This window comes from Pseudomonas sp. JY-Q, from assembly GCF_001655295.1.
Taxonomy (GTDB): Bacteria; Pseudomonadota; Gammaproteobacteria; order Pseudomonadales; family Pseudomonadaceae; genus Aquipseudomonas; species Aquipseudomonas alloputida.
In genome coordinates this window covers 4,104,063-4,125,863 of record NZ_CP011525.1, presented here as the reverse complement: position 1 = coordinate 4,125,863, position 21,801 = coordinate 4,104,063, and the positions used below count along the sequence as shown (strand labels likewise).

General features: G+C 62.1%; 22 protein-coding genes and 1 tRNA gene. 15 read left to right on the top strand and 8 right to left on the bottom strand.

Annotated features, from left to right (window positions below):
* Positions 1-181 precede the first annotated feature (181 nt).
* From AA098_RS18730 to AA098_RS18720, 3 genes are all read left to right on the top strand, one after another.
* The gene (locus AA098_RS18730; protein ID WP_064614904.1) at positions 182-1,564 is read left to right on the top strand and encodes an amino acid permease; all 1,383 of its coding nucleotides are present in this window, start codon (positions 182-184) and stop codon (positions 1,562-1,564) included.
* 57 nt (positions 1,565-1,621) lie between these two features.
* Positions 1,622-2,119 (top strand): PaaI family thioesterase, encoded by a 498-nt coding sequence (locus tag AA098_RS18725; RefSeq protein WP_003251394.1) that lies wholly within the window; start codon positions 1,622-1,624, stop codon positions 2,117-2,119.
* 87 nt (positions 2,120-2,206) lie between these two features.
* Entirely contained in the window at positions 2,207-2,902 is a 696-nt protein-coding gene (locus AA098_RS18720; protein WP_003251392.1) for a glutathione S-transferase N-terminal domain-containing protein, read from the top strand.
* Between the two features lie 332 nt (positions 2,903-3,234).
* Here the strand turns inward: AA098_RS18720 and AA098_RS18715 are convergent, their stop codons facing one another.
* Positions 3,235-4,851: an inorganic phosphate transporter gene (locus tag AA098_RS18715; protein WP_003251390.1), complete on the bottom strand. Its 1,617-nt coding sequence runs from the start codon at positions 4,849-4,851 to the stop codon at positions 3,235-3,237.
* 128 nt (positions 4,852-4,979) lie between these two features.
* On the opposite strand from AA098_RS18715, the gene AA098_RS18710 reads away from it, so the two are divergent.
* The 9 genes from AA098_RS18710 (at position 4,980) to AA098_RS30245 (ending at position 11,781) form a co-directional block, all read left to right on the top strand.
* The gene (locus AA098_RS18710; RefSeq protein WP_003251388.1) at positions 4,980-5,366 is read left to right on the top strand and encodes a DUF488 domain-containing protein; all 387 of its coding nucleotides are present in this window, start codon (positions 4,980-4,982) and stop codon (positions 5,364-5,366) included.
* 10 nt (positions 5,367-5,376) lie between these two features.
* Positions 5,377-5,820, top strand: coding sequence for a GNAT family N-acetyltransferase (locus tag AA098_RS18705; RefSeq protein WP_003251386.1), 444 nt, complete (start codon positions 5,377-5,379; stop codon positions 5,818-5,820).
* 107 nt (positions 5,821-5,927) lie between these two features.
* The gene (locus AA098_RS18700; protein ID WP_004575637.1) at positions 5,928-6,317 is read left to right on the top strand and encodes a helix-turn-helix domain-containing protein; all 390 of its coding nucleotides are present in this window, start codon (positions 5,928-5,930) and stop codon (positions 6,315-6,317) included.
* Positions 6,318-6,380: 63 nt separating this feature from the next.
* Complete coding sequence (uvrY, locus tag AA098_RS18695; protein WP_003251380.1) at positions 6,381-7,019, top strand: UvrY/SirA/GacA family response regulator transcription factor; 639 nt, start codon at positions 6,381-6,383, stop codon at positions 7,017-7,019.
* Positions 7,020-7,025: 6 nt separating this feature from the next.
* A complete protein-coding gene (gene uvrC / locus AA098_RS18690; protein ID WP_003251376.1) occupies positions 7,026-8,849 on the top strand; it encodes an excinuclease ABC subunit UvrC in 1,824 nt (607 codons plus the stop codon).
* 33 nt (positions 8,850-8,882) lie between these two features.
* Positions 8,883-9,443 (top strand): CDP-diacylglycerol--glycerol-3-phosphate 3-phosphatidyltransferase, encoded by a 561-nt coding sequence (gene pgsA, locus AA098_RS18685; RefSeq protein WP_003251374.1) that lies wholly within the window; start codon positions 8,883-8,885, stop codon positions 9,441-9,443.
* A 63-nt stretch (positions 9,444-9,506) separates the two neighbouring features.
* A tRNA-Gly gene (locus AA098_RS18680) sits at positions 9,507-9,582 on the top strand.
* A gap of 221 nt (positions 9,583-9,803) precedes the next feature.
* A complete protein-coding gene (locus AA098_RS18675) occupies positions 9,804-11,315 on the top strand; it encodes an integrase arm-type DNA-binding domain-containing protein (RefSeq protein ID WP_227743108.1) in 1,512 nt (503 codons plus the stop codon).
* Positions 11,316-11,532: 217 nt separating this feature from the next.
* A complete protein-coding gene (locus AA098_RS30245; RefSeq protein WP_367603896.1) occupies positions 11,533-11,781 on the top strand; it encodes a winged helix-turn-helix domain-containing protein in 249 nt (82 codons plus the stop codon).
* 155 nt (positions 11,782-11,936) lie between these two features.
* On the opposite strand, the gene nac is transcribed toward AA098_RS30245, so the two are convergent.
* On the bottom strand, positions 11,937-12,851 hold the full coding sequence (gene nac / locus AA098_RS18665) for a nitrogen assimilation transcriptional regulator NAC (protein WP_064614900.1): 915 nt from the start codon (positions 12,849-12,851) through the stop codon (positions 11,937-11,939).
* 260 nt (positions 12,852-13,111) lie between these two features.
* Here nac and AA098_RS18660 point away from each other — a divergent pair, with 260 nt between their 5' ends.
* Genes AA098_RS18660 through AA098_RS18650 form a run of 3 tightly spaced genes read left to right on the top strand, consistent with a single transcriptional unit; the run spans position 13,112 to position 16,321 of the window.
* Positions 13,112-14,623 carry an MFS transporter gene (locus AA098_RS18660; protein WP_064614898.1) on the top strand — a complete coding sequence of 504 codons (1,512 nt, stop codon included), beginning with the start codon at positions 13,112-13,114 and terminating at the stop codon, positions 14,621-14,623.
* A 28-nt stretch (positions 14,624-14,651) separates the two neighbouring features.
* Positions 14,652-15,353: a 5-oxoprolinase subunit PxpB gene (gene pxpB / locus AA098_RS18655; RefSeq protein WP_054888922.1), complete on the top strand. Its 702-nt coding sequence runs from the start codon at positions 14,652-14,654 to the stop codon at positions 15,351-15,353.
* Positions 15,350-16,321 carry a biotin-dependent carboxyltransferase family protein gene (locus AA098_RS18650; protein WP_054888923.1) on the top strand — a complete coding sequence of 324 codons (972 nt, stop codon included), beginning with the start codon at positions 15,350-15,352 and terminating at the stop codon, positions 16,319-16,321. The genes pxpB and AA098_RS18650 overlap by 4 nt, the downstream gene beginning before the upstream one ends.
* A 63-nt stretch (positions 16,322-16,384) precedes the next feature.
* Here AA098_RS18650 and AA098_RS18645 read toward each other — a convergent pair whose 3' ends face one another.
* From AA098_RS18645 to AA098_RS18620, 6 genes are all read right to left on the bottom strand, one after another.
* Positions 16,385-17,587, bottom strand: coding sequence for a pyridoxal phosphate-dependent aminotransferase (locus AA098_RS18645; RefSeq protein WP_054888924.1), 1,203 nt, complete (start codon positions 17,585-17,587; stop codon positions 16,385-16,387).
* Positions 17,588-17,746: 159 nt separating this feature from the next.
* Positions 17,747-18,580 (bottom strand): ABC transporter substrate-binding protein, encoded by an 834-nt coding sequence (locus AA098_RS18640; RefSeq protein WP_054888925.1) that lies wholly within the window; start codon positions 18,578-18,580, stop codon positions 17,747-17,749.
* 53 nt (positions 18,581-18,633) lie between these two features.
* Complete coding sequence (locus AA098_RS18635; protein ID WP_177331655.1) at positions 18,634-19,362, bottom strand: amino acid ABC transporter ATP-binding protein; 729 nt, start codon at positions 19,360-19,362, stop codon at positions 18,634-18,636.
* Between the two features lie 14 nt (positions 19,363-19,376).
* Positions 19,377-20,135 (bottom strand): amino acid ABC transporter permease, encoded by a 759-nt coding sequence (locus tag AA098_RS18630; protein WP_054888926.1) that lies wholly within the window; start codon positions 20,133-20,135, stop codon positions 19,377-19,379.
* A 6-nt stretch (positions 20,136-20,141) separates the two neighbouring features.
* Positions 20,142-20,843, bottom strand: coding sequence for an amino acid ABC transporter permease (locus AA098_RS18625; protein ID WP_054888927.1), 702 nt, complete (start codon positions 20,841-20,843; stop codon positions 20,142-20,144).
* Between the two features lie 95 nt (positions 20,844-20,938).
* On the bottom strand, positions 20,939-21,685 hold the full coding sequence (locus tag AA098_RS18620; protein ID WP_054888928.1) for an SDR family oxidoreductase: 747 nt from the start codon (positions 21,683-21,685) through the stop codon (positions 20,939-20,941).
* Positions 21,686-21,801: the final 116 nt, after the last annotated feature.

Sequence of the window (21,801 nt, the reverse complement as noted above, 5' to 3'; positions counted from 1 at the left end):
GACCCCGGCCTATAGATTAATACTGACCTGGATCAACGATTACAACCGGTCATGCGAAGAGGAGGTCAATACCCGCTTCGGTCATCTGCAAAAAACAACAACAACACACATCAGAAATTTATAAGAATTCTGCTCAGACCTTCAGCCGCTTTGCTGCGGCCGACCCATTCGAGGGTTCTTCATGGCTTCGCAAGACAACAAGAAACAGCGCTCACTGCAGCACGGCCTGACTTCCCGTCAGGTTTCCATGATCTCCATTGCCGGCATCATCGGCGCCGGGCTGTTCATCGGGTCCTCCAACGCCATTGCCACCGCCGGCCCGGCCATCCTCATCTCCTACGCCATGACTGGCCTGCTGGTCTTGCTGGTGATGCGCATGCTGGGTGAAATGGCCATCGCAAACCCCAACAGCGGCTCTTTTTCCACCTACGCCTCGGAGGCCATCGGGCCTTGGGCGGGCTTTACCATTGGCTGGCTGTACTGGTGGTTCTGGGTGTTGATCATTCCGGTGGAAGCCATTGCCGGTGCTGACATCCTGCATGCCTACTTCCCTGGCGTGCCGTCCTGGCTGTTCGCCTTCCTGATCATGCTGGTGCTGTCGGGCACCAACCTGGTCAGCGTGAAGAACTTCGGTGCTTTCGAGTACTGGTTCGCGTTGGTCAAGGTGGTCGCGATCATTGGCTTCATCGGGGTGTGCACCTTGGCGGTGTTCGGTTTCTGGCCGCTGGCCGAGGTCTCTGGGGTCAGCCGACTGTGGGACAGCGGTGGTTTCATGCCCAATGGGTTCGGGACGGTGCTTGGGGGCGTGCTGATCACCATCTTCTCGTTCTTCGGTGCCGAAATTGTCACCATCGCGGCGGACGAAACCGCCAACCCGAAAGACAAGATTCGCCGCGCCACCAACCTGGTGGTGTACCGCATCGCCATTTTCTACCTGGCGTCGATCTTCCTGGTGGTGTCGCTGGTGGCCTGGAACGACCCCGGGCTGAAAGCAGTAGGGTCGTTCCAGCGTGTACTGGAAGTGCTGAACGTGCCGGGCGCCAAGTTGCTGGTTGACCTGGTGGTGCTGGTGGCGGTGACAAGTTGCATGAACTCGGGGCTGTACACGGCGTCGCGCATGCTCTATTCGCTTGGTGCGCGTGGTCAGGCGCTGAGCGTGACCAAGCGCATCTCCGGTTCCGGCGTGCCGACCGTGGCAGTGATCTTCTCGACCCTGGCGGGTTTCGCTGGCTGCCTCGTCAACTATGTGTTCCCGGGCAAGGTGTTTGGCTTCCTGCTGTCGACCACTGGCGCCATCGCTTTGCTGGTGTACCTGGTCATTGCCGTGTCGCAGCTGCGCATGCGTGCCCGTGCCGAGCGTGAAGGGCGCCCGCTGGAACTGAAGATGTGGCTGTTCCCATGGCTGACCTGGCTGGTGATCGGCACCATCGTCATGGTGCTGGGCTACATGCTGTTCAGCGATGCCTACCGCTATGAGACGCTGATGACTGCCGGGGTGACCGCGTTCATCCTGCTGGTTTCGCTGACCCAGCGGCGTACGAAGATGATTGCCCAGACGGTCTGATGTTTCTGCTTTAATGGGGGCGTTGCGCGCCCCCATTCCAACAAGCACAGGAAGCGTATGACTGATCACACACTTTCCCTTCAAGCCCTCGCGGCCCCTGAGGGTACTTGCTATGGCTGCGGCTGTTCCCACCCCAGCGGCCTGCACCTGCAAAGCCACTGGGACGCCGACGGTGTTCACCTGGTGTGCCGGCACTCGCCCGACAGCACCTTCATTGGCTGGCCTGGCCTGGTTTACGGTGGCCTGCTGGCGATGCTGGTCGACTGCCACTCCAACTGGACGGCGATGGCCTACCACTACCGTAACGAAGGCCGAGAACCGGGCAGCCTGCCGCGTATCGACTGCGTTACCGGCACGCTCAACCTGACCTACCTGAAACCTACGCCGATGGGCGTCGAGCTGTTGCTCAAGGCGCGTGTCGAAGGCGAAGTGGGGCGCAAGAGCCGGGTCATCTGCGAAGTCTGGGCAGAGGATGTACTGACGGTGACGGCCGACTCCGTGTTTGTCCGCGTCGATACCGAAAAGCTCAAGCTCAAGGCCCACGGCCAGGCCTGAGCTGCCAACGCTGATGAGTGGTCGGTGATGGTCAGCGGCTGGGGATGTCTCTAGAGTGACAGGCTCATTCCCTTGGCAAGGTTGATCATGACCGAACTCAGTGCTTTTCCCATTACCCGCAAATGGCCCGCCAAACATCCCGAACGCCTGCAGTTGTACTCGCTGCCGACGCCCAACGGGGTGAAGGTGTCGATCATGCTCGAAGAGATCGGCTTGGCTTACGAGGCGCACAAGGTCAGCTTCGACAACGATGACCAATTGAGCCCCGAGTTCATCTCGCTCAGCGCGAACAACAAGATCCCCGCCATCCTCGACCCGAACGGGCCGGGCGGTCAGCCGCTGCCGCTGTTCGAGTCGGGGGCGATCTTGCAGTACCTGGCGGAGAAGAGCGGCCAGCTGCTCAGCCAGGACCCCGCCCAGCGCTACCAGACCCTGCAGTGGCTGATGTTCCAGATGGGCGGCATCGGGCCGATGTTCGGCCAGGTCGGGTTCTTCCATTTCTTTGCGGGCAAGGAATATGAAGACAAGCGCCCGCGCGACCGCTATGTCAACGAGTCCAAGCGGCTGCTGGGCGTGCTGGATCGGCATTTGAAAGGTCGGCAGTGGATGGCTGAGGAATACAGCATTGCCGACATCGCCATCTTCCCTTGGGTGCGCAACCTGGTGGAGCGCTACAACGCCCGTGACCTGGTGGGCTTCGACCAGTTCAAGGAAGTGCAGCGCGTGCTGGCGAATTTCCTCGAACGGCCAGCCGTGCAGCGTGGCCTGAAAATCCCGGGCTGATCAACCTGTGCAGGGACAACTGCCTTGTGCAAACGTTGAAAGGCCTGCGCGGTGGCCCGTAGGCGCGGGTTCGCCCGCGAAAGGGCCGGGCCTGCTGGCCAATCTCCACCCGCCGTTCAGCGTTGCCGCCGCTACCGTATTCGCGGGTAAACCCGCTCCTACACCTGATCGGGGGTGGACACATGTCGGTGATTGGGCGCAGGCCGTCGTGTAGGCGCGGGTTTACCCGCGAAAGGGCCGGGCCTGCTGGCCAATCTCCACCCGCCGTTCACGGTTGCCGCCGCTACCGTATTCGCGGGTAAACCCGCTCCTACAGAAGGCGGCGTACGGGTTCAGAAGATGTGGTTCAGCAGCCAGTACAGGCTGCCAGCCAACAGCATTGCCGCTGGCAGGGTCAGCACCCAGGCCATCAGCAGATTGAACAACGTGCGTTTCTGAATCCCCGACCCATTGGCGACCATGGCGCCGGCCACCCCCGAACTCAGCACATGCGTGGTCGACACCGGCAACCCGAACATATCCGCCGCGCCAATGGTGCACATCGCCACCACTTCAGCCGATGCGCCTTGGGCATAGCTGAGGTGGGTCTTGCCGATCTTCTCGCCAACGGTGACCACAATACGCCGCCAGCCAACCATGGTCCCCAACCCGAGCGCGATGGCTACAGCCACCTTCACCCACAACGGAATATAGCGGGTGGCGTCGTCCAGCTGGGCCTTGAACAACAGCACTTGGCTGCGGGTGTCGGCATCGAATGTCACCAGGTGGTTTTTCTCCATGAGGCGGATGGCTTCACTGGTCAGGTACATGTCGTTGCGCACGTTGGCCATGGCTTCAGCCGGTACGCGTTTGAGCGAGCCATAGCCTTTGACCTCTTCGCCGATCATCCCGGTCAGCGCCGCCAATGCCGGTACCAGGTGCGGGCTGGCCTTGGGCTGGGCAATGAACAGGGTAAGCACCTGGCGCGGGTCATCCGGGGCCGCTTGCGGGTTGCTGCGTACCAGTGCCTGGCGGGTCACCTCGGCGACGGCGGAAAACTGCAGGGCCTGCGCGTTGGGCATGGTCTTGTTCAGCGCATAGGCCATCGGCAGGGTGCCGACCAGAATCAGCATGATCAGCCCCATGCCTTTCTGGCCATCGTTGGAGCCGTGGGCAAAAGAGACCCCGGTGCAGGTCAGAATCAGTAGGCTGCGGATCCACCACGGTGGCGGTGTTTGGCCTTCCGGTGCCTGGTAAAGCGCCTTGCGTTTGACCAGCGCGCGCAGGGCCAGCAGCAGCAGGGCTGCACAAGCAAAACCGATCAGCGGTGAGAACAGCAGGGCATAACCCACCTTGCTGGCCTGGGCCCAGTCCACGCCGCTGGTGCCGTCACGCCCATGCATCAGCGCATTGGCCACGCCCACGCCGATGATCGAGCCAATCAGGGTGTGCGAGGACGATGCCGGCAGGCCCAGCCACCAAGTGCCAAGGTTCCAGATGATCGCCGCCAGCAGCAGGGCGAAGACCATGGCGAAGCCGGCCGAAGAACCCACCTGTAGAATCAGTTCTACCGGTAGCAAGGCGATGATGCCGAAGGCCACCGCGCCACTGGAAAAAAGCACGCCCAGGAAATTGCACAGCCCAGACCACACCACCGCTACCGGCGCGGGCAATGAATGGGTGTATATCACGGTGGCTACCGCGTTGGCGGTGTCGTGGAAGCCGTTGACGAACTCGAAGCCCAGGGCAATCACCAGCGCCAGGCCCAGCAGAAGGAACGGTGTGGCCGTGGTGATGACCGTACCGCTTGCGGTCACATCCTGCTTGAGGCTCCAGGCGGTGTAGGCGATACCCGCCAGCAGCAGGCTGAAGAACAACGTTAAGGTGGCACGCCCAGGTTTGTGGGAGAGCTGCGGGCGAGCGTCGTGTTTGGCCAGTAGTGGGCTGCTGGCCACTGACGGGGTTGCCATGGGGGCTCCGGTTGGCGTTGGGCGAAAGTGCCGAAGGCCTTGAGCATAGAAACAATTCGTAACCCGGCCGTGACCTCGATCAATGAATTATCTAGGCTCAAGACGGACGGTAATGGCAGGAGACGCCCATGATTCGCTGCAAACGTGTCTATGATGCGGTTGAGGATGAAGATGGCCAGCGTGTGCTGGTCGACCGCCTTTGGCCGCGCAACAAACGCAAGGAAGACCTCCATGGGCAGTGGTTGCGCGAAGTGGCACCTTCGAATGAATTGCGTAAGGCGTTCCATCAGGGTGAAGTGGATTTCGCCGGTTTTACCCAGCGGTACCAGCAAGCGCTGGCGGCCCACCCCGAACACTGGTATCCGCTGCTGGACATGGCCAGGAAGGGGACGCTGACATTGCTTTATGCTGGCAAGGACAGCGAGCACAACAATGCCCGGGTACTGGCCGACTGGTTGGAAAACGAACTGGACAGGTGTGGCCCTGGCAGTTCGCCAGTGTGTTATGCCCAATGAGCGCAATGCGATGCCCTTACAGTTGATTCCCGCCCAAGACATCCACTGCACCTTCGCCCGCGACCTTACGCGCCGCGCCATGTTGCCCTACTACCGTGAATTCGACCTGCTGTGGATCGAGGACGCCTTCGACGCGGCCTGGGGCTGGCGCGAGCAGTGGCTGGTGATCGAAGGCGACACGCTGTTGGGTTTTTGCAGCCTCAGCCAGGACCGCCAGGCGCTGTTCATCCGCGAGTTGCACCTGTTGCCTGAGTACCGTGGGCGAGGGGTCGGTAGCTGGGTGCTGGAAGAACTGGCGCTGTGGGCCAGGCAGCGGCGCCTTCCCCTGTTGCGGCTGATGGTGTTCCGCAGCAACCCGGCCCGCCTGCTGTACCAGCGCCATGGCTTCATCGAAATGGGTGAAGACGAATGCTTTGTGCGGATGCAGCGGGATATCAACGTAGTAGCTAAATGATGGCTTGTCGCGACCGCAGAGCATGGGCATAGTGGATCCACACCTTTACGGCTGCCTGCAGGCGGGCAGGCCGTACTTGAGAGGATAAGGGAAAAGGAGAAGCCCCTATGAACGGAATCGGTCCACGGCTGCGGGAAGAGCGTGAGCGGCTGGGTATGACCCAGCGTGTATTTGGCGATATCGGTGGCGTCGAGCCCAACGCTCAGGGCAAGTACGAAAGCGGTGAGCGCACGCCGCGGCTAGATTACCTGGCGGCATTGGCGACCCGGGGCGTGGATGCGTTGTATGTCCTCAGCGGCCTGCGCACCCCGGCAGCGCACGAAGGTTTGAACACGGATGAGTCCGGTTTGCTGGGGGCTTTTCGGAAATTGCGGTCGGATGATCAGGCGGCGCTCTTGCACCTTTTGGGGCGGTTGGCCAACGACGCCAAGCCCCGGCAAATAGTGCGGCCTCTCACAGTCGAACGTCAGTCGTTTCTGACGGAAGCAATGCGTTAGGCCCACCGTGAAAAATTTTGTTAAGGTGGCGGGATCCAATCGCCCTGCTGACGAGGTGTGTGCTTGATTAGGGTCTTAGTGGTCGATGATCACGATCTGGTACGAACCGGTATTACACGCATGTTGGCCGACATCGACGGCCTGCAGGTGGTGGGTGAGGGAGATTCCGGCGAATCGGCACTGAAACTGGCCCGGGAGCTGAAACCGGACGTTGTGCTGATGGATGTGAAAATGCCCGGTATCGGCGGCCTGGAGGCCACCCGCAAACTGCTGCGCAGCCACCCTGACATCAAGGTAGTGGCGGTGACGGTGTGCGAGGAGGACCCGTTCCCCACACGCTTGTTGCAGGCCGGCGCTGCCGGCTACCTGACCAAGGGTGCAGGCCTTGACGAAATGGTCCAGGCCATTCGTCTGGCCTTTGCCGGCCAGCGCTATATCAGCCCGCAGATCGCCCAGCAGTTGGCGCTGAAACCGTTCCAGCCGCAGGGCTCGCCGTTCGACGCGCTGTCCGAGCGGGAAATCCAGATTGCCCTGATGATTGTCGGCTGCCAGAAAGTGCAGATCATCTCCGACAAGTTGTGCCTCTCGCCCAAGACCGTCAATACTTACCGTTATCGGATCTTTGAAAAACTCTCGGTCACCAGCGACGTCGAATTGACCTTGCTGGCCGTTCGCCACGGTATGGTTGACGCAAGCCTGTAAAACCTCATGTCCCAAGTCTTTGATGCCAGCGCATTCCTGGCGACCTGCAGTGGTCGCCCGGGCGTTTACCGGATGTTCGACGGCGAAGCCCGGCTGCTTTACGTGGGCAAGGCCAAGAACCTGAAGAAACGCCTGGCCAGCTATTTCCGCAAGGCTGGCCTTGCGCCCAAGACCGCCGCGCTGGTTGCGCGCATCGCCCAGGTTGAAACCACCATCACCGCCAACGAAACCGAGGCGTTGCTGCTGGAGCAGAACCTAATCAAGGAGTGGCGGCCGCCTTACAACATCCTGCTGCGCGACGATAAGTCCTACCCCTACGTGTTTCTGTCCGATGGCGAGTTCCCGCGCCTGGGCATTCACCGTGGGGCGAAAAAGGCCAAGGGCCGTTACTTTGGCCCGTACCCCAGCGCCGGGGCCATTCGCGAAAGCCTCAGCCTGCTGCAAAAGGCCTTTTCTGTGCGTCAGTGCGAAGACAGCTACTACGCCAACCGCACCCGGCCATGCCTGCAGTACCAGATAAAGCGCTGCAAAGGGCCCTGCACCGACCTGGTGACTGCCGAGGAATACGCAGAAGACGTGCGCCATTCGGTGATGTTTCTGGAAGGGCGTAGCCAGCAACTGGGCAATGAGTTGAACGCCGAGATGGAAAAGGCCGCCATGGCCCTCGATTTCGAAAAAGCCGCCGAGCTGCGCGACCAGATCGCCTTGTTACGCCGCGTGCAGGACCAGCAGTACATCGAGGGCGGCAGCGGCGATGTCGACGTCATCGCCGCCTTCGTCAACCCGGGTGGTGCCTGTGTGCACCTGATCAGCGTGCGCGGCGGGCGAGTACTGGGCAGCAAGAACTTCTTCCCGCAGGTGGGCATCGAGGAGGAGGTGGCCGAGGTCATGGCCGCATTCCTGTCCCAGTACTATCTGGGCAACGCAGAGCGCGAGCTGCCCGGCGAGTTGATCGTCAACGTTGTTCACGAAGACTTCAACGCCATCACCGAAGCGCTGCACACGCTGCGTGGCCGCGAACTGACCATCAGCCACCGGGTGCGCGGCACCCGCGCCCGCTGGCAGCAACTGGCCGTGACCAATGCCGAGCAGGCGCTGAATGCCCGCCTGGCCAACCGCCAGCACATGGCTGCGCGCTTCGAAGCCCTGGCCGAAGTGCTGGGCCTGGATGAAGTGCCGCAACGCCTGGAATGCTACGACATCAGCCACTCCAGTGGTGAAGCGACCGTGGCCAGTTGCGTGGTGTTCGGCCCCGAGGGGCCGATCAAGTCCGACTACCGCCGCTTCAACATCGAAGGTGTCACCGCAGGTGACGATTACGCGGCCATGCATCAGGCCCTGACCCGCCGCTATGGGCGCATCAAGGACGGCGAGGGCAAGCTGCCCGACGTGCTGCTGGTGGATGGCGGCAAGGGCCAGCTGAACATGGCCCGCGATGTGATGCAGGCGCTGGGCTTCACCGACCTGACCCTGCTGGGTGTGGCCAAGGGCGTTACACGCAAGGCGGGTTTCGAAACCCTGTACCTGAACGATGTGCATCACGAATTTACCCTCAAGGGCGATTCATCGGCGTTGCACCTGATCCAACAGATCCGCGACGAAGCCCACCGCTTCGCTATCACCGGCCACCGCGCCCGCCGTGGCAAGGCCCGTCGAGTTTCCAGCCTTGAAGATGTGGCCGGGGTAGGGCCCAAGCGCCGCCGCGACCTGCTGAAACATTTCGGCGGCCTGCAGGAGCTCAACCGCGCCAGTATCGATGAAATCGCCAAAGCCCCCGGCATCAGTAAAAAGCTTGCCGAGTCGATTTATGCCAGCCTGCATAGCGAGTAGAATGCCGGGCTCAACTTGCAGCCAGTCGTACCGATGAATATTCCAAACCTGCTCACCGTTCTACGCGTCCTGCTCATTCCGTGCTTCATTCTGCTGTTCTACATGCCCTATCAGTGGAGTTACATGGCCGCCAGCAGCGTATTCGCCGTAGCCGCCGCCACCGATTGGCTGGACGGCTACCTGGCGCGTCGACTGCAGCAGAGCACGCCGTTCGGCGCCTTCCTCGACCCGGTGGCCGACAAGCTGATGGTGGCAGTGGCCCTGGTGCTGCTGGTGCAGACCCACGCCAACTTCTGGCTGACCCTGCCCGCCGCGGTCATCATCGGCCGCGAGATCGTGGTGTCTGCGCTGCGCGAGTGGATGGCTGAGCTAGGCGCGCGGGCGCATGTGGCGGTGTCCAACCTCGGTAAGTGGAAGACTGCGGCGCAGATGCTGGCGCTGGTGATCCTGCTGGGCAACCCACCGGCGGTGACCTTCTGGGTGATCCTGGGCTACGGGCTGCTGCTGGTGGCAGCGGGGCTGACGCTGTGGTCGATGGTGCACTACCTGCTGGCCGCCTGGCCGCACCTGCGCGAAGGCTCGGAAAAAAAATAAAAGTTTTTTGAATCAAGGGGTTGACGCTGTTTTAGAAATCGCTAGAATGGCACCCATCACGACGCGGGAATAGCTCAGTTGGTAGAGCACGACCTTGCCAAGGTCGGGGTCGCGAGTTCGAGTCTCGTTTCCCGCTCCAAATAAAGATCTACAGGTTTCAGTCGAAGTCTGTAAGTCGTTGAAAAAAGGCCCTTCGGGGCCTTTTTTCGTTCCAGCGAAAATCACCGAAAACCGGTAGTAGCCGGGCATTTTAAGGCCAGATTTGAGGCCAGAATGGGATAGACCCCAATTCGGTTTTTCGATGGAGCAGGATCGGTGACGAGATGAGCATTTGGCTTCCAGCAGCTTCAGGAGGTCACCATGGCTCTTTCGGAAATGACGATTCGGCATGCCCGAGTCACCGGCAAGGACTATACGCTCGCCGACAGTGATGGACTGATTCTGCACGTCACCGCCCAGGGCGCAAAGCTCTGGCATTTTCGTTTCTACTGGGAAGGCAGGCAGAAGCGTATGTCGTTCGGCAGCTATCCGCAGGTGGGCCTGCGTGATGCGCGGATACGGCGGGATGAAGCGCGCACACTGCTTGCTCAAGGCACTAATCCCAGCGAGCAGCGCAAGCAGCAGCGACTCGCGGTGCGCCTTTCCACTGATCAGACCTTCGACGCAGTGTTCAATCAGTGGATTGCCTTTCGCCGGCTCAGCCTGAAAGAAGGCCGGCAGAGCACGCTGTCGCAGATCTTGCGCATTTTCGCCAAAGACATTCAGCCTTACATCGGCGAACAATCGATCCATGAGATCAACCGGCATGTGCTCATGGATCTGCTCGGCCGTATCGAATGTAGGAAGGCCTTCACTACTGCGGAGAAGTGCCGGACCTGGCTTAATCAGTTGTTCCGTTATGCGCTCGTACGCATAGCGGGCCTTGAGCACAATCCTGCCGCAGATCTCGATGTGGTGGCGGTGCCCAAGCCGCCGGTGGAGCACAATCCCTTCCTGCGCATGGAGGAGCTTCCACACTTCCTGGGTAAGCTGCGTGCGTTCCGCGGCTCGCAACAGACGCAGCTCGGTATACGCCTATTATTGCTTACCGGAGTCCGCACTGGTGAGTTGCGTCTGGCGACTCCCGATCAGTTCGATCTGGAGCGCCGGCTTTGGATTATCCCGCCTGAAGTGGTCAAGCAGCTCCAGCTCAAGATGCGCAAAACGCGGCGTCAAACCGCCAAGGTGCCGCCCTACATCGTTCCACTGTCTATCCAGGCGGCCGAAGTCGTGCGGCTGTTGCTGGATCAGGTGGTCCCGGCACAACGGCACTTGCTCGCTCATCGAAGTGATCTGAGTAAACGCATCAGCGAGAACACGCTGAACAGTGCGTTGCGACGTATGGGCTTTGCTGACCGACTGACCGGGCATGGCATGAGGGCGACGATCTCAACGGCACTGAACGAAATCGGTTACCCGAAAATCTGGATCGACGCGCAGCTTTCACATGCTGATCCTGACAAGGTGAGTTCGGCGTATAACCATGCGGAGTACGTCGAGCAACGCCGTACGATGATGCAGGATTGGGCCAATCGATTAGACCTCTGGACGCAAGGGCATACCAAAGCGGCGAGCTCATCACTGACCATTAGGTTGGAGGGGGCGTCCCAGATGTCGGTGGGGCAGATAAGCTTACCACCAGCGCCAGCGCATCAGTTGACGGTTGGTGGAAAGGTTGCGTCTGGTGTCGACAGAAAATGTGTCACGGATGTAGCCTGGTCGGTTGAGCCTCAGGGTGACTGGCAGCTTTCTGATATTCAGAGAGAGAGATCGCAAATGCTGGAGATCTTCGAAGCCCCGACCAACTTGCCGCTGCTTTCATTTGCGCGGTGACCGTGGGCGGTGCTACCCGTACAGGTTCGAACGAAAACCGTGGCGACTATGTGATTGCCTACGCGCTGCCGGATGTAACAAGGTAACCTCCACCTCAGGCGGCAGGTCGATGACCTGTCGCCCTTCGAGCACCACCCATATTGAACAGAATTCCCACTGATAACGGTCATGTCACGTTTGCTGAACTGGAACTGGATCGCTCACGTCGTGAGCTGAGGTGCGGCCGCAATCCGCGATCATCAAAGCCACATCATGCAGGCTGTTGGAGACGTTGATGCGGAACCGTGAGCTAATAGTGTCGAGATCCGAATTGTTGGGTGCCGTATGGGGTGTTCACTTCGATCCTGGAACAAAGATACTGGAAGTACAGCTCAACTATCTGCGCAAGGTCCTCCTCGCCCCTGGCTGTAATGTACGCATTCATACCCATCGTGGGCTCGGGCTCAGGCTTTGTGCGCCATCCTGAGAAGCCCGTGTGCCGCTCCTCGAGAGCTGAGATTTCCAGAGACGTCATCACGAGTTCGCGTCAGGTCGTCTGGGTTTTCATTGCCTCTCATGACCGGCAAACGCACAAAAGCCCCCGGCGTTAACAGGGCCTGCTGCAGCTGCAGGAGCCTGCCCCTACGCCGCCGAAGAGAGCGTCCCGCGCATCTGCGCCACCAGTTCCAACAAAATGGCCTTTACTGCCTGTGCCGGCACCGACAAGGGTAGGTGCGCGGACAGGCACAGTGTCAGTGGCGCCTCGATCATCGGTTCGACGATACGGCTCAAATGCGCGCCGCTCTGGGTACCCACTGCCCGCGCCGCCGATTCCGGCAGAATGGTCGCTGCAAAACGGTCGGCCACGGCGCTGCGCAGGGTACTGGCCGACTCCACCTCGGCGATTACTCTGGGGGCCAGTGCCAGGCGGGCGAAGGCCTCGTCCACCAGCCGGCGCACTACATTGTATTGCCGTGGCAACAGCAGATCCATCTGGGCAACACGTGCCAGCGGAAGTTGAGCACGGTTGGCCAGTTCATCGTCGGCGCTGACCAGGTACAGTATCTCGCGCAGCAGCGGGATGAAGTTCAACCCGTGGATTTCGCGCCCGCCGTAAAGCACAGCCATGTCCATGCGCCCGCTCATGATCAGCTCGCTGAGGGTGACGCCGTAGTTTTCGTTCAGGTAGAGGGTGATGCCAGGGTGAAGCTCGCGGACCCGCTTGAGCAAGGGCACCGCCAGGCTCGACGCGGCCGTGCCGGGGGCCAGGCCCACCGACACGCTACCGGTCAGCGCCTGGCTGCTGGAAGTGACATCGCTCAACGCCTGGTCGCATTGGCGCAGGATCAACTGGGCGTGGGCGTAGAGCACTTTGCCGGCCTCGGTAGGAGTTACCCCACGCTTGGTGCGGATCAGCAACTGCTGCTGCATTTCTGCCTCCAGCGTCACCAACTGCTGGCTCAGCGCCGGCTGGGCGATGTGCAGCACATCGGCGGCTTGGGTCATGCTGCCGATATCGACAATCTTCACGAAGTACTTGAGGCGGCGCAGGTTCATTGGCGGGTGCTCGGTCAATCAGTGTAGGCCTAGCTTTGCAAACACCGCGCCAAATGCACGCGGGGCCATAAGTACAGCCTATGACCGGAGTTTCGCTGGCGGCGAGGGGCGCGCATCGGCACTCCAAGCGTGCGCCTGCGCCAATCTGGTGCGGGGTCATAAGTCGGGCTTATTCGTACAGAGCGAAGTCGTCTTGGTCACACCTGGCCTGCGCCTTTACCTTGACACACAGCCTTCCCGTCCACCCCGTGAGTGCCCAGATGACCGCCCAACCCGCTGCATTGAGCTTCCGCCAGGCCTTGTTGGCCATGCTGGGTATTTCGCTGGTGCTGATGCTTTCGGCACTGGATCAGACAGTGATCGGCAACGCGCTGCCGAGCATTGTCGCGCAGTTGCATGGCTTTGACCTGTACGCCTGGGTGGCCACGGGCTACCTGCTGTCGTCCATCGTCACCATCCCGGTGTTTGGGCGCCTGGGCGACTATTACGGGCGCAAGCCGTTCGTGCTGGTGGCCACGGTAATTTTCATGCTCGCGTCGCTGACCTGCGCGCTGGCCCAGAGCATGCCCTGGCTGGTGGCCGGGCGGGTGCTGCAAGGTTTTGGTGGCGGCATGCTGGTCGGCACCGCGTTCGCCTGCGTACCGGAGTTGTTTCCCGACACCCGGCAACGCCTGCGCTGGCAGTTGTTGCTGAGTGCCATGTTCAGCGTGGTCAATGCCATTGGCCCAGGCCTGGGCGGTTACCTGACTGGCCAGTTTGGCTGGCGTTCGGTGTTCTGGCTTAACCTGCCGCTAGGGCTGCTGGCGTTGTTCTTCGCCTGGCGCTACCTGCCGTGGTACCGACCGCAGGTGCATGTGCCCGCCCGTCTGGACTGGCTGGGTGCGGCCCTGATCGTGCTGGCCCTTGGCGGGCTGCAACTTTTTGTCGAGGGCCTGGGGCGCAGCGCCCAGGGCGTGAGCGTGGGGCTTGGCCTGTCGTCACTGCTGGCATTGCTGGCACTGATCTACCAGGAGCGCCGCTGCAGCGCGCCATTGTTGCCTGGGGCACTGTTCACCCAGCGCAGCATGCGCCTGTTGTTCACCCTGGCGTTGCTGGCAGGCGGGGTGATGTTCACCTTGCTGTTCTACCTGCCGCTGCTGCTGCAAGGCGGGTACGGTTTTTCGCCGGAGCAGGCCGGCATGCTGATTACGCCGCTGGCGCTAAGCATCACGCTGGGAGCGATGGTCAACAGCCGGCTGATGACCCGCCTGGCCAACCCCAACTGGCTGCCCCTGGCCGGCTTCACCAGCTTGTGCTGCGCCTGCGCTGCGCTGGCGGCGGTGGGGCTGGGCAGCCGCATGCCGGCACTGGCAGCACTCATCCTGCTGGCCGGGCTGGGGCTTGGCTTCGTCTTGCTCAACCTGAGCGTGTTCACCCAGACCCTCGCTGAACGCCAGCACCTGGGCATCGCCACCGCCTTGCAGCAGTCGTTGCGCCTGGTGGGCGGGCTGGTCGGCACTGCGTTGATGGGCTCGCTGGTCAATGTGTTGTACGCCCAGCGCATGCGCCTTGCGCTGGATGCCGCTGGCCAGTCTGCGGCATTCGAGCGCCTGCGCGACCCGCAGGTGCTGATGAGTGGCGCCGCTTCGCTGCCGGCGGATTGGCTGGCGCTGGCCCGCACTGCATTGGCCCAGGCCATCGGCGCGGGGCTGCTGCTCTGCGCGCTGGCGGCGCTGCTGGCGATGTGGCTGACCTGGCGCCTGCCGCAGGTCGACCTGCAAGCCCGCCCCTGACCCTTACACCCTGTGACAGGAATTGCCAATGAACCAACCCTTGCAAGCGATGGAGCCGTTCACCGTTCACCTTGCCGAACCGGCGGCCCGCGTCTCGCTGATCGGCGCACGCGCCTACCTGCTAGAAGCCCCGGGCGAACTTACCCTTGAGGCGCAGCGGCGGATCTGGGCGCTGTCGCAGGCCCTGCTTGCACGCCCCGAGGTGGAAAGCGTTGTGCCGGGCATGACCAACCTGCTGGTGCTGTTCCGCCAGATTCCGCCCGAACCCGCGCCGGTCATCGAGCAACTGCAACACCTGTGGCGCACGGCCGACCCGCTGCATCGAGCCGGGCGCACCCACGAGATCGCCGTGCATTACGGCGGCGAGCACGCCATCGACCTGCCGGCGCTGTGTGACTACGCCGGGCTCAGCGACCAAGAAGTGGTGCGCCGTCATCACCAGTCGCGCTACAGCGTGTTTGCCGTGGCCAGTGCACCTGGCTTCGGCTACCTGGGTGGCCTCGACCCCGCCTTGTACATGCCGCGCAAGCAGGTGCCGTCGCTGCATATGCTCAAGGGCATGGTCACCATTGGCGGCATGCAGTCGGGCATCGCCGTGCTCGATGGGCCGAACGGCTGGAACTCGATCGGCTTTGCCGACACCGTGATGTTCGATGCCAGCGCTGCGCAACCTGCCTTGCTTGCCCCTGGCGATACCGTCTGTTTCCTGCCTGAGAGGATCGAATTGTGATTGAAGTCATCGCTACCGGCCCGCAGAACACCGTTCAGGACCTGGGCCGCGAAGGCCATCGGCACATTGGCGTGGCCACCGCTGGGGCCATGGACAGCTTGGCTTTGCGGACCGGCAACTTGATGCTGGCCAACGCCCCTGGTAGCGCTGCCGTGGAAGTGCAAACCTTCCCGCTGAAGGTGCGCTTCAGCGCTGACGGGGTGATCGCCCTGACCGGCGCCGATGGACGTGCCACCCTCGATGGCAGGGAGTTGTTGCCGTGGTGGGCATTGCCGGTCAAGGCCGGGCAGGTGCTGGAAATACGCCATCCGCGCCAAGGCGCCAGGGTGTATCTGTGCGTGGCCGGTGGTATCGATGTGCCGCAGTTGATGGGTTCGCGCAGCACGGCACTGCGTGGCGGCTTCGGTGGCCTCGAAGGCCGGGCGTTGCAGGCAGGGGATGAACTGGCGGTCGGGCAAGCCAACGCCTTGTCGATTGGCGCCGAAGGCTTCGGCGTTCGCCCACCGTCCTGCGCCATGGCCCAGGCCTTGCCGGTGCAAGCTGACGGTGCGCTTGCGTTACGCGCGATCCCTGCGGGGGAGGCGCACTGGTTCGGCAATGACCTGACACGGTTCTGGGCGCAGTCCTGGAAGATCTCGGCGCAGAGCAACCGTACCGGTTACCGTCTGGCAGGCGAACCGATCCAGGCAGAGCAAAGCCGCGAGATGCGCTCCTACGGCTTAGTGCCGGGGGTGGTGCAGGTGCCGCCGGGTGGCGAGCCGATCGTGCAGTTGAGCGATGCCAATACCGCCGGGGGTTATCCCAAGGTTGCCGGGGTGATCGAGGCAGACTTGTGGCGCCTGGGGCAGGCGGCGATTGGTAGCCGCATTCGCTTCGTCGAAGCGTCGCCGCGTGAGGCGATTGCCGCCGACGCAGCGATCGAGTGCTACCTGGCTGGGGTTGGCCGCGTGATCGAGATGCGCGGTTGAATCACTAGCCGGCATAGGCAAAAAAAAATGGGCTGCAATGCAGCCCATTTTGCTTTCTGGCAATCAGCGCATCGTCGCGCAGAACTCTGCGATGCGATCACAACCTTGCTCCAGCGTCGCAAGGCTGGTGGCATAGGAAAGGCGCACGAACGGGCTCAGGCCATACGCGGCACCCTGCACGGTCGCGACGTGATGTTCTTCCATCAGCGCCATGCAGAAGTCGGTGTCGCTGCTGATCTTGCGGCCCTTGGCTGTGGTGCGGCCGATAAAGGCGGCCACGTTCGGGAACAGGTAGAACGCACCTTCCGGCTTGTGGCAGGTCAGCCCCTGGATATCGGCCAGGCGGCCGAGCACGAAGTCGCGGCGTTCCTGGTAGATCGCTGCGCGCTCGCCGAGCAATTGCTGGGGGCCGTTGAGCACTGCCGTGGCAGCAGCCTGGGTCAGCGTGCAGACGCCCCCGCTGTTTTGCGTGTTGACGTTGCTCACGGCCTTGATCAGGTCCTTGGGGCCGCCGCAGTAACCCATGCGCCAGCCGGTCATGGCATAGGCCTTGGAGACGCCGTTGACCGTCAGCACGCGGTCATACAGGCGCGGCTCCACTTCGGCAATGGTGCAGAATTCGAACCCGTCGTAGATCAGGTGCTCGTACATGTCATCGGTCATGATCCAGACGTGTGGGTATTGCAGCATCACTTCGGCGATGGCGACCATTTCCTGGCGTGAGCAGGCCGAACCGGTGGGGTTGCTAGGGTAGTTGAGCAGCAGCCACTTGGTCCTGGGGGTGATGGCTGCGTCAAGGTCCTGGGCACCGAGCTTGAAGTTGTTGGCCTGGCTGCAGGGCACCGGTACCGGCACACCACCTGCGAACCTGACTATGTCGGCGTAGCTGATCCAGGCCGGGGTGGGGATGACCACTTCGTCACCGGGGTTGAGGGTGGCGAGCATGGCGTTGAAGATCACCTGCTTGCCACCGCCGGCCACGAGAATCTGCGAGGGCTCGTAATCGAGGTTGTTGTCGCGTTTGAACTTGCGCTGAATGGCAAGCTTCAGGGCTGGGGTACCCTCGATGGCCGGGTACTTGGTATCGCCGGCCAGGGCGGCGGCATGGGCAGCTTCGATGGCATGGGAAGGGGTTGGGAAGTCCGGTTCGCCGGAAGACAGGCTGATCACCTGGATTCCCTGTGCGGTGAGCTCGCGGGCTTTCTGGGTCATGGCGACGGAGGCGGAAACGGACACGTTGTTCAGGCGTTCGGCGATACTGGGCATGGCGTTGGCTTCACGGTAGGGAACACTGCCTACAGCTTAAAAGTGCACCTGCTGGCTGCCCAAATAGCGCTTTGCTGTGGAGTCATAAGGGAATCGGATGGATAGGCTCCAGACGAAAAAAGCCCGGCTGATGGGCAGCCGGGCCAAGGAGCAAAGGGCTTATTCGAGGGCTTCGAACTTCATGTCAGTCAGCTTCTGCACACGCTCTTCCCGTACCAAATTGTATTCGGTCTGCGGGCCGATCCACTTGTTCCAGATTTGGTCGATCTGGCCGCTCTGGTCCATCGCGTAGAGTGCCTGGTTGACCTTGGCGAGCAATGCCGGCTGGTCCAGCTTCATGCCCACGCCAATGGGTTCGAGCGCCATCGGTTCGGCGGTAATGCCCAGGTCGACGCCGCCGGCCTTGGCCTGGCTGACGAGTTTGGTGGCAGACATGGTATTGGTCACCACCCCCAGCACCTTGTTTTGCTGCACCGCCAGGTAGGCGGAGCCTGTGTCCTGGAACGTTACCGGGGTGGCCTTGGCCATGCGGATGGATTGCTCGGAGGTCGACCCTTTGGTGGCGCTGATGCGTTTGCCTTCGAAGAACGCGCGCGGTTTGTCGACCAGCGGTTTTTTCACCACCAGCACTTCCTTGGCCACGTAGTAGGGGTCGGAGAATTGGATTTGCTGGGCACGGGTCTTGGTGTACGCCAGGTTGGCCACCACCACGTCGACCCGGCCCATCTTCACCTCGGCGATACGCGCTTCACCGGACAGCGGTTTAAGTTCGAGCTTAACCCCCAGTTGCTGGGCCAGCGCCGTGCACAGGTCGACGTCCATGCCTTCGAGCTGGCGGGTCTGGGGGTTGGGGGAAGAAAACGGCGGCACGTCGGAGTAAACCCCGCAGCCCAGGGTCTGCCGGGCTTGTATGTCGGCCCATTGGTCGGCTTGGGCCGTGGCGGCCATCAGGGGGAACAGCATCAGTGCCAGACTGGCGTGCGCAATACGCATGGGAGTGATCCTCGAAAAATGGACGGTTTGGGCAAAATGGGTATCCGCAGGCCTCAATGGGCCCTCAGATCGCTGATGAACCGCTGGGCACGCGGATGCTGCGGTGTGCTGAAGAACTGCTCGGGGGTGGCCCGTTCGAGAATTTCGCCGGCATCCATGAACCAGATCGTGTCGGCCACTTCGCGGGCGAAGTTCATCTCGTGGGTCACGCACATCATGGTCATGCCGTCGCGCGCCAGGCTGCGCATTACCTGCAGCACCTCACCGACCATTTCCGGGTCCAGGGCGCTGGTCGGCTCATCGAACAGCATCACCGGCGGCTCCATCGCCAATGCCCGGGCAATCGCCACACGCTGCTGCTGGCCGCCGGACAGCTGGCCTGGGTAGGCGCCGGCCTTGTGCGCCATGCCGACACGGTCGAGCAGCTCCATGGCCTGCTTCCTTGCCGCGCCCTGGCGCAGACCACGCAGCTTTGTGGGGGACAGGGTGATGTTGTCCAGCACCGACATGTGCGGGAACAGGTTGAAACTCTGGAACACGAAACCGATGCGCGACCGCAGGCGGTTGAGGTTGGCGTCGGTGCCGTGGATGTCGTGGCCCTCGAACAGGATCTGGCCGCCCTGGATCGCTTCCAGACGGTTGACCGTGCGGATCAGGGTGGATTTGCCCGAGCCGGAGGGCCCGCACACCACCACCACTTCACCCTGGCGGATTTCGGCGTTGATGGTGGTCAGGGCGCGATACTCGCCGTACCACTTGTCGACATTGGCAAACATGATCATGGGCTTCATGGCGGTCATCTCGAAGGTTCGGAAGCAGTCAGGGTAGGGCCGGTGGGGGAGCTGGGCGTGCTGGCGCGGTCACCCTGGCGCTTGCGCTCGATGCGATGCTCCACGGCGGTGGCCACGCGGGTGAGGCCGTAGCACAGCAGGTAGTAGGTGATTGCAAGGATCGCGTAAACTTGGAACGGCTGGGTCAGCAACTGGTTGTTGACCTGGTTGGCGGCGAAAGTCATCTCCTGCACGTTGATCATGTAGCCCAGGGTGGTTTCCTTGATGATGGAAATGAACTGGCTGATCAGGCTCGGCAGGGCGTTGAACAGCGCCTGGGGCAGGATCACCCACCCGAACGTACGGAAGTAGCCCAGCCCAAGGGCGCGGGCGGCTTCAGCCTGGCCGGCGGGCAAGCCCTGGATGCCGGCGCGCACGATCTCCGACAGGTAGGCGCTCTGGTAGATCACCAGGGTACAGAGCATGGTGGTGAAACCACTGATGTTGCGGCCGATGAGCAGCGGCACCAGGAAGTAGGTCCAGAAGATCACCATGATCAGCGGCACGCCGCGCAGCACATAGACCCATACCGTGGCCGGCCAGCGTACCCAGGCGAACGGTGAGATACGCGCCATGACCACCAGCAGCGACAGTGGAAAGGCAATCAGCAGTGCCAGCGCCGACAGGATCAGGGTGTTGACCAGCCCACCCAATGGGCCGTGGGGGTACTGCCCAAGCAGGAACAGTTCCCAGTTGTCGCGGATAATCACGAATACATCCAACATTGCTGTTTACCTCGCCCGCGCCTGGTTGAAATGACGCGCCAGCAATGCGCCGGCACCCATGAGCAGCAACGACACCGCCAGGTAACCCAAGGTCGCCACCAGGTAGCACTCGAACGTGCGGAAGGTGTAGTTCTCGAGTTCGCGGGCCGCGTAGGTCAGTTCGACCACGCCGATGGCCATGGCCAGGCTGGTGTTCTTGAACAGCAGCACCGTGTGGTTGATCAGTGAGGGCAGGGCGTTGCGTACCCCTTGCGGCAGGATCACGTAGCGCATCGAGCGGATGTAGCCCAGCCCAAGTGCCCGCGCCGCTTCGGTCTGGCCGGTGGGGATGGCGCGCAGGCCTGCCCGCAGGTCTTCGCAGAAGTACGCCGCCTGGCACAGGCCCAGGGCGATGACCGCGAAGATGAACTCGGTGCTGAAGTTGGCCAGCCACAGTTGCGTGCTTTCCGGCAGCAAGGTAGGCACGCCGAAGTACCAGAGCATCAGTTGCACCAGCGTTGGCACATTGCGGTGGTACGACACATAGCCCGCCACCAGGCGCTCGGCCACCGGCTTGCCGGTCAGGCGGACCACCACCAGTAACAGCGCCAAGGTCATGGCCAGGCTCCAGGCGTACAGCATCAACTGCGCGGTCAGGCCGGCGCCACGCAGCAACAGATCGGCGTATTCGCCGCTCAGGATCGGCCCCAGATCGAAGTCTTTGAACATGGGAATCACCCTATCGGGTCAAGGGGCAGCAAGTCGTTCGCAACCGGTGTGGGGGGCGGCTGGGTCATGGCCCGCCGCTCTTGTCCGGTGTAGGGTCAGTCGGTTTGCGGGCGGGTGGTCTGCAGCCCGCCGGGTACCTGCAGGGTGGGGGTGATTTCCATATGGCCGATGTTCATTGCTACCGGTGCGGCAATGGCAAAGGCAATTGCATCGGCGATGTCGCCTGCAACGGGCAGTTCGAACCCGTCGATGAATTTGGCCCGGGTTTCGGCAGCGTTGCCATGCACGTGTTCGAAGATGTCGGTGGCCACCCGGCCCGGGCAAATCTCGGTCACCCGCACGCGCTTGCCGAACACGTCGATGCGCAGGTTGCGGGAGAGCATGCTCACTGCGGCCTTGGTGGCGTGATAGGTGCTATTGCCGCCGAAGTTGTAGGCACCGGCGATGGAGCTGATGTTGACCACGTGGCCACGGTCGCGGGCCACCATGCCCGGTACCAGCAGGCGGGTGAGGTGCAGCACGGCGCGCAGGTTGACGTCGATCAGCGCATCAATGCCTTCGGCGGTGGCATTGAGGATCGAGCCGGGGCGGTCGACACCGGCGTTGTTGATCAGGATATCGATGTCCAGGCCTTCGACTACCTGGGTGACTGCGGCCAGGTCGGCGACGTCCACGGCGTGCACGATGCAGCCGGTGCGCGCGGCCAGTTCGCCGAGCTTGTCGGCGCTGCGCGCCAGTGCATGAACGGTGATGCCTTCACGGCTCAGGCGCTCGACAGTGGCGGCGCCGATGCCGGAGGAAGCGCCGGTGACCAGCGCGGTTTTGTAATCGGAAAATGGCATGTGGCCGTCCCTCATCGAATGACACCCCCTGCAGCAGGTAGGCGTTGAATTGACTCTAAAGCCCCGGGCCGATTGTCGAACAAGACGGTTTGGCTCTCGGGTAATAAGCGTTTCTT